The sequence below is a fragment of the Streptacidiphilus sp. MAP12-33 genome, assembly GCF_041261265.1.
GTDB lineage: Bacteria > Actinomycetota > Actinomycetes > Streptomycetales > Streptomycetaceae > Streptacidiphilus.
This window is the reverse complement of the sequence record NZ_JBGCCA010000028.1, coordinates 121,667-129,093: the sequence shown is the minus strand read 5'-3', so window position 1 is coordinate 129,093 and position 7,427 is coordinate 121,667. Positions and strand designations below refer to the sequence as shown.

Below are 7,427 nucleotides of genomic sequence, written 5' to 3'. Positions count from 1 at the left end.
GGAAACAGAGCGTAACGACTGCCCAAGTACCCTGGATTTGCCCGGACAGTGACCACTTGGGCTGTACAGTGCTCACTCATTCCTGATCCCTACAGCGGCCCGGCACTGCGAGGAGCACAGTCCCTCGGTGGACGTACAGGTCGCAGAAATACTCGGCCTCGACGTCGAGGAACTGCTCGACGAGGAATCCGTCGCGGGCTTCGTGCAGGGAGTTCAGGGCATGCCCGGCGGTGAGGCGACCGGTCGGGTCGGTGATCCGGGTGTCGAACGCCTTGGCGTCGACCAGCTCCTTCAGGTGGTCCGGGTTGCGCACGACGAACGTGTTCAGCGTGGCCAGCCCGGCGCGGGGCTTGACCAGGACGGGCCAGCCCAACTCGCTTGCGGCCTCAGCGACCTCGTCGGCGTGGTGAACCACTCGGTGTCGGGCGACGGGCAGTCCGGCGGCGGCGAGGGTGGTCTTCATGGTCGCCTTGTCGGTGTAGGCGGTGGCGGCTTCCACCGTCAGGCCGGGCAGCGCGCGCGACTGCCGCAGGTGCGCGGCGGCGACGATGGCCTGCTCGTCGATCGTGGCGACGGCATCGACCTGGGGCAGGCCGGCTTCCAGGGCCTTCAGGGCGTCCAGGTCGTCCCAGTGCTCGATGGTGTGCCGTGCGGTGCCGGGAACGGCGGCGGTCCCGGCCGGTTGGAGAACGGTGACGGTGTGACCGGCGGCGAGGAGGGCGTTTTCCAGCAAGGGGTTGCCGGTGGACAGGACGAGGACGTGCATCAGCAGGGTCACTCCGGTGCGGGTGTTCGAGAGGAAGGGGAGGTGGGGGTGGTGGCGGTGCTGTCGAGCCGTTGGATTGCGGGCCCTTAGCGGACCGGCCTCAATTCGTTTGGCGGGAGGTTGCGGGCGGTGATCTGCCAGGCGGTGGCGGCCTGATGGGCGCGGTTCTCGGCCTGCTCGGCGGTGTCTCCGACGGCGAAGACGTGGCCGGCGGGGGTGAGCGTGCCGACGCGCGTGGGGCTCTGCTGGCCGACGTGGACGAGCTGGTCCACGTCGATGACGCCGGGCAGCTTCCGCAGCACCTCGGCGCTGTCCATGTCGGTGATCCAGCCGGGTGGGGCGATGGGGGCGGCCCAGGCCGCGGTCGGGCCGCTGCTGCGCAGGTCCGCCTGCGGGGTGAGGCCCATGGCCAGGTCGGCGGCGAGGGCCCAGGGGTTAATGCCGTGCTGGAGCTTGAGCAGGTGGGGCAGCATGGCGCCGCCGGGGCGCAGCCCGATCTCCCCGACCAGCAGGTCGCCGGAGCGTGCGAGCAGGATCTCGGCGTGGGCGAACCCGGTGACCAACTGGAGGGCGTCGGCAGCATCGCGGGCAAGGTCGATGACCTGCTGGGCGTGGTCGTCGTCTGGGCCCAGCAGCACCGAGCCCAGGACGCCGGTGCCCAGCAGCGGTTCGGGATACCGGCCCGGCACGGCGTAGACCTCGCGGCCGTGGTGGCGCAGGATCTCGCAGTGGAACTCGGCGAGGACGTCGATTCCCTCCTCGGCTATGAGGCCGCCACTGGCGTGGTCCAGTCCCCGGTGGATGCCGGAGGCGTGAAGGCTGGCGGGCAGGGCCTGGGGGCCGAAGGCGTCGCTGGCACGCAAGCGGTCGAGGTGGGCCTGGTCGCGGACGAGGAGGGTGCCGATCGCGGCGAATCCCCTGCGGGGCTTCACGACCACCGGCCAGCCGAGCAGCTCGGCAACGCTCTCGATGTCGGCGACGCTGTCCAGCGGGACGTGCCAAGCGACAGGGACGCCGGCAGCGGTGAGCACGTCCTTCTGGATGTGCTTGTCCGTTGCGGCTGTTGCGGATTCCTCGGACTGGCCGGGCAGGCCCAGCCGTTCGCGCAGGATCGCGGCGGCCCGCAGGCAGGGCTCGTCGGTGGTGACCACCGATTCGACAGGCAGCGCGGCCAGTTCGTGGGCGAGGACGGACAGCTCCCGCCGATCGTCCCATGCGGCGACGGTCAGCATCGGGTAAGGGACACCGTGGGCCTGGCGGTCGGCCTGGACGGCGGGCGGTACGACGACGAGGATCTGCTGTCCGCGCTCGGTGAGCAGGTCCTCAAGGTGGGAGCGGAGGGCGGAAAGCACAACAAGCATGGCGACGCTCCTTGTTGTTCGTGTCGGGGAAGGGGTTGCGCGGCGGGGCGGCACGGGCGCGGCGGCGGCGCGGTGCACTCGCTGGCCGCTACCGCTGGCGTACGACCGGCTGGTGGGGCTGGCCGGTGATCACCTCGGGCAGCCGCTGGCCTGGTGCCGGCGGCGGCAGCGTGACCGGGGGCAGGGCCGCCGAGGTGGTGCGGGCGGCCGAGTCGCGGCTGGACGAGGGGGTCGCCGCGGGCGCGGCCTGAACGACCACGTCGAGGAGGTCAGCGGGGCAGGCGTAGCCGATGCCCTGGCACCGGAAGGAGCGGACGGCGCGGGTGACCGCGGCGCTTCGCTCGGCGAGTCCGGTCACGCCGGGGGGCAGTTGGAACCGAACGTCCTCGGTGGTGGAGCGGTCGACGAATCCCGCCTCGCGCAGCAGCTGCTCGGCCTGGGCCTGGGTGGCCAGGAGTTCCTCGCGGCCGGGGACACCTAGTTGCTCCAGGCGCTGGTACACGACCGCGAGCATCGCGGGCACGCTGCCCCGGTTGTGCTCGTGCGGTCCTCCGGGCTCGCTGTTGTAGATCACCTCGAACTGGTCACTGTCCTCCGGGTGGTCCCGGGTGACGTGCCAGCTGTCGGGGAACCCGGGGATGGTGTCGCCGGCGTCTCCGGTCTCCTGGGGCGGCGAGATCGTCAGGTGCGCGCCGTCGGGCAGCAGCACGTGGACGACGTACTCGCTCAGTCCGAAGTCCTCGACACACTCCAGCCCACGGTGTTCGAGCGGACCGGTGATGTGCGGGTACCGACGGCTCACCCGAGCGGCGTCGAGGGGCCTGGGTGTGAAGGGGCCGAAGACATAGGCGTTCAACGCGTCGGGCTTCTCGGTGAACAGGACGGTCACCTGGGGCTCGGACTCCACGGTCGCTCTCTTCTGCTGCGCGGGACAGGGGTGGTGCGCCCGCCGACGCAGCGTCGATCGCGTCCGTCGGCGGGCGGATCACCAGATTCAGCGCCGCGCGGCCGGATGCATCCGGCCGATCTTGTGCTAAGGCGGCAGGAGGGCCCCGATCCTGGCTGGTGATGCGTCGGCGTACCGGGAAAAAGATGCGCAATCGGCCATTTGGGCGGACATCATGGTCGTCATGACCTCTCGCCCCGCCACGCCCGGATGGATCGTCATTGACGTGCCGCCGCCACTCACCGCCGGCTTCACTGACCTGCTCGACTCGGCAGAACTCCAGCACCGACGTGACGGAAGCCTGTTGAAGATCCGGACCAGGGAGTCATACAGCCAGGCGCAGCCGCGCCTACTGGTCACTCGCAGCGTCCCGCACACCGAGGCCGGATTCCGGCAGCTGAGCACACTGCCCGATCGGGGGGCCAGCCTCAACGCGCAGGATTTCGCCCCCTCCCTGGCCAAGCTGCGTGCTGACGACGCGCTTCCGGCCCGGGTCGCCGAGTTCCAGCTGACCTTTCAGACTTCGGCCCTGCAGGTTCTCCCGGATCGCCTTCGTGGATTCTTCACCGAGCGCGCTCTGCCGGTGCTCCCCGAGTCGGAGTTCATGGTGGTCGACATGGCCAGCGAGCTGAGCCAGCGCTACACGCTGGTCCGGCTCCTCCACCACGCGCTCATCTATCCGCAGGTGGCCTCGGCCGACCCGACCAAACGTCCGGGGGTCGGCCTGGCCACCAGCGTGATCCACGGGCTGCAGCCGTTTCTCTCCCCGGCTCTGGCGGTCGCCTCCCCGTACCTGTTCGGGGCAACCGCGGCGCGCGACCACGCCGTGGGTGTGTGGCTGTTCGGTGCGCCCCGCCCGGGGGCGGAGTGGCCGAGCAACCAGCTCGTCGACGCGCTGTCCTACGGCGACGACCGGATGATCGGCCCGCGGCAGCGGATGGGGCTGCAGCAGCCGGCCGCGACGGCCGAGCAGTTCCGGTCGTTCGTCAGCTGGTGGATCGAAGCGGTGAACAAGCTGCTGACCGTCGTGACCGACCCGAGTCGCTTCCCTCAGCCGCGGAGTGCGGGCCCGTACGACCCTGCCCGGCACTGGCAGTACCTGGCGAGTGTGGAGCGACTCTTCCGAGACGTTGGGGAGGTCATGCTCCTGACCGAGCAGCATGAGACGGCGCAGCTGCGCGCGGCCTACGACGCCCTGGACACACTGGAGGGCATGGGGATCGGCTCGTTCGACGAGGCCCTCAAGCCGAGCCAGGCCCAGAGGGTCCTCGGCGACCTCGCACAGGCTCTGCCCGCTGACGTGGCCGCCGTTCTGCTGCCGGCGTGCCAGCTCGGCGTCGACGCGCTCGGGCGTGTGAAGGACGAGTTCGTGCCGAGCCAGTACCTCGGGCCTAACGGCCTGGTCGGCATTCCCACGAAGAAGGGCGGCACCATCGACCGCAGCTGGGACACGGCCACCAGCCGGTACCTGCGGGTCGACCGGAACAGCGCTCACTCATACCTGAAGCTCGATGCCGAGGAGAAGGCGACGCTGTTCTCCCACACCGGCAGGCTCCCCCGGGGTCTGGCCAACATCGCGCTGCTGCAGCTGGCCGCCCTCCTGGCCAACCCGCAGACACTCTTGCGGAAGATCCCCCGCGTCGGCGAGTAGCCACGTCACCGGACCGGAAGAAGCTGCGCCAGCGTGTCTGACATCAGCTGAGCAGGCGCAGCCCCTCGGTTTGGCAGAGGTACCACCCGCTGACCGGGAGGCCATCCTCTCCTTGCCATGTGACCTGCGCCGACCAGCGCAGACTGCCCAGACGCAGCCGCCAGTGCTCGATCCGGGCGGGCCGCCACTGCCCGCCGACGCGGATCTGCGCCCGCGCCCAGCGGGCCTCCGTCGGCCAGGTGCGGCCCGGGCCGGTCAGCAGCGCTGCGGGTGCGGGCCTCGCGTCCCCGTCGTCGTTCCCGAGGTGGAGTCGTTCGGGTCGGGGGCGCGGGAGGGCGGTGCTCATGACGCCATCGTACGCCTGTTCGATTTTAGTTCCGTGCTCCGGCCGGGTGCCAGAAACGCCGAGGACGCCAGCCCGGCGGGGCTGGCGTCCTCGGTGCTGCTTTCTCAGAAGCGAGGCCACGTTAGTGTGCCGGACCCGACGGCGTATCGGGTTCGGTCAGCGCGTCGGGCGTCGCCTCGGCGCGGGTGCCGCAGCGGCAGCCTGTCCACTCCGGGGGCTGTTGCCGCGCTTCGCGGTGATGGGCTCGGTTGCGGCCGACAGTCCGGCGATCCGCCGGACCCGCCAGACCATCACGGCGGTGACCGAGTCTGCGCTGTCCAGCTCTCGCCACGACCTGGCCTCCTCCAGCAGTGCGGCCGGATCGTGGCCGACTGCCTCCGCCTCGGCGAGGGTCGCGGCGAGCGCGTCCCAGCCCTCCTGTTCCCGGGGGACACCCTCGGCGTCGGCCAGCCGGGTGCGGATGATCTCGTTCTGGCGTTCGCGGACCGGTGCCGGCAGCGTCCGGCCGCTCTGAGCCATCGCGGCCATCGGCCTGGCGGCAACCGTCCGGTAGGCCGCGCGCAGTTCGCGGGCGGCGGCGTCGGCGGCGGCGGCCTGCTGGCCGTGGCCTCGGCCGGAGTGCCAGCGGGCGGCGGCGATGGCCAGCAGGACCAGGGCGGACAGCAGCATGGCGGTCGCCCCGCCGTCCTCGCCGCGGTTGGTGGCGTAGCCACTGGAGAGCATCTGCCGGGCGGCGTAGCGCAGGCTGCGGTTGTCGGCGCGCTCGGCTCGGACGTGGCTGCGCGAGGCACGCTCGAACGCCCGCGCCGCTGCGAGGAGCTGGGCGCGGGTGTCGGCCGGTGCGCGGATGGCGATCACGTCGATGACCTCGATCGCTCCGGCGAGCTGGGCAGCGACCTGCTCGTCTTCGCCTTCGTCGATCGTACGGGCGGCGGCCTCGACCGCCTGGGCTGCGCCGCGCCGGGCCTGTGCGGCTCGCGAGCCGGGCGTGCGGATCTTGCCTGTCGCCGCGCCGTCGGGCGGCATGGTGTCGGCGGCGTCGACCGGTCCGGTGCCCAGGCGCTTGCGGATGCGGGGCAGGGAGAGGTCCGGGGCGAGCCGGGAGCCGCCGAAGAACACCGGCTCGCCGTTGGCGTTGCGGTCGTCCGGGTGGGCGACGGAGTATCCGAGCACGTCGCCCGACGGTCCGGTCTTGAAGCTGACCAGGAGGCCGGCGGTCTTGAGCCGGTCGAGGAACTCCTGCTCGTCGGCGGCGCCAGCGAGGGCGCGCCGGACGGCGTCGCGCAGTTGGAGCCGGACGGGCTCGCCTTTGCCGAGGCGTTTCGCCTTGTGGCCTTCGGCGCTGGTGGGCCGTTTGGCGGCGGTCCCGTCGCCCTGGTTCAGCTCCTTGAGGCCGAAGTCCTTCTCGATCTGGCGGCATGCGGCCTGTGCGCGCGTCGCGTCGCCGTTCAGGCGGGCCTGGCGCAGGTCGCCGCGCACGATGGTGGCCATGATGTGGATGTGGCGCGGGTCGTGGCGGACCGCGATCCAGCGGCAGCCGTCTGGGTCGCCGGGCTCGGCGATGCCGGCGGCGGCGACCACGCGGCGGGCGACCTCGGCCCACTCCTCGTCGGTCAGGAGCCGGTCGCCGGGGTCCGCGCTGACGGGGCAGTGCCACACGTGCCGCTTCGGCTTGCGGGTGCCGAGCTGGTTGACCCGCAGGTCGAGCGCGGCCTCCAGCTGCGAGAGCGTGGCGTTCGGGTCGCGGCCCGGGTCCGGGGCGAACCCGTCCCAGCTCGCGACGATGTGGGGGTCGGTGTGTTCGTCGTGCTTGCCGGGGCCGAAGAGGTAGGCCAGCAGTCCGTACGTCTTCGATCCGCGGCTGATGTCAGGGACCACCGGCGGCCCCGGTGACGAGCTGGGCGGCGGTGCGGTCGACAGTGGCGACGGCGGTGCGGACCGCGCCGAGCGTGGCGTCGAGGTCGGCCGGCCGGACGTGGCCGCCGGCGTTGAAGGCGAAGGCGACTTGGTTCAGGTTGTTGCCGACGCGGGCGAGGTGGGCGCGGGCGGCGGCGAGGGCGTCGACGGCTCGGTCGAGGCGGTCTTGCGGGTCGCGGGCGCTGCTGTGGCCGCGGGCGGCTGCGAGCGTGCTGGTGGCGACGAAACGGGAGACGGTCTGCTCGCTCTGCTCGGCGGCGGTGACGATCTCGTCGCGCTCGGCGGCGTTGAAGCGGGTGACGATGCGGTGGGGGCGCTGCTGGGCGTCGCGGTGGCGGCGGCGCGGGCGGCGCTTGGGCGTCAACTCGGCTTCGGCTTCTTGGGGTCGTGGCGTGGTCGTGGCTTCTCCTTTCCTCGGTTCCCGGAGCGCCCTCGCTCCG

At 71.8% G+C, this 7,427-nt stretch carries 7 protein-coding genes; 1 reads left to right on the top strand and 6 read right to left on the bottom strand.

Annotated features, from left to right (window positions below; translation table 11 throughout):
* Positions 1-76: 76 nt before the first annotated feature.
* From ABH931_RS26140 to ABH931_RS26130, 3 genes are all read right to left on the bottom strand, one after another.
* Positions 77-778 (bottom strand): acetyl-CoA carboxylase biotin carboxylase subunit family protein, encoded by a 702-nt coding sequence (locus ABH931_RS26140; protein WP_370117912.1) that lies wholly within the window; start codon positions 776-778, stop codon positions 77-79.
* Positions 779-852: 74 nt separating this feature from the next.
* On the bottom strand, positions 853-2,127 hold the full coding sequence (locus ABH931_RS26135; RefSeq protein WP_370117910.1) for a hypothetical protein: 1,275 nt from the start codon (positions 2,125-2,127) through the stop codon (positions 853-855).
* An 88-nt stretch (positions 2,128-2,215) separates the two neighbouring features.
* A complete protein-coding gene (locus ABH931_RS26130; protein ID WP_370117907.1) occupies positions 2,216-3,034 on the bottom strand; it encodes a hypothetical protein in 819 nt (272 codons plus the stop codon).
* A 223-nt stretch (positions 3,035-3,257) separates the two neighbouring features.
* Between ABH931_RS26130 and ABH931_RS26125 the strand changes: the two genes are divergently transcribed.
* Positions 3,258-4,724 carry a hypothetical protein gene (locus tag ABH931_RS26125; protein WP_370117906.1) on the top strand — a complete coding sequence of 489 codons (1,467 nt, stop codon included), beginning with the start codon at positions 3,258-3,260 and terminating at the stop codon, positions 4,722-4,724.
* Positions 4,725-4,767: 43 nt separating this feature from the next.
* On the opposite strand, the gene ABH931_RS26120 is transcribed toward ABH931_RS26125, so the two are convergent.
* The 3 genes from ABH931_RS26120 to ABH931_RS26110 all read right to left on the bottom strand — a co-directional run bounded on the left by ABH931_RS26120 (position 4,768) and on the right by ABH931_RS26110 (position 7,351).
* On the bottom strand, positions 4,768-5,070 hold the full coding sequence (locus ABH931_RS26120) for a hypothetical protein (RefSeq protein WP_370117903.1): 303 nt from the start codon (positions 5,068-5,070) through the stop codon (positions 4,768-4,770).
* Between the two features lie 156 nt (positions 5,071-5,226).
* Positions 5,227-6,948, bottom strand: a complete 1,722-nt coding sequence (locus ABH931_RS26115; RefSeq protein ID WP_370117900.1) for a mobilization protein — start codon at positions 6,946-6,948, stop codon at positions 5,227-5,229.
* Positions 6,938-7,351, bottom strand: coding sequence for a hypothetical protein (locus ABH931_RS26110; RefSeq protein WP_370117898.1), 414 nt, complete (start codon positions 7,349-7,351; stop codon positions 6,938-6,940). The genes ABH931_RS26115 and ABH931_RS26110 overlap by 11 nt, the downstream gene beginning before the upstream one ends.
* Between the last annotated feature and the right edge of the window lie 76 nt (positions 7,352-7,427).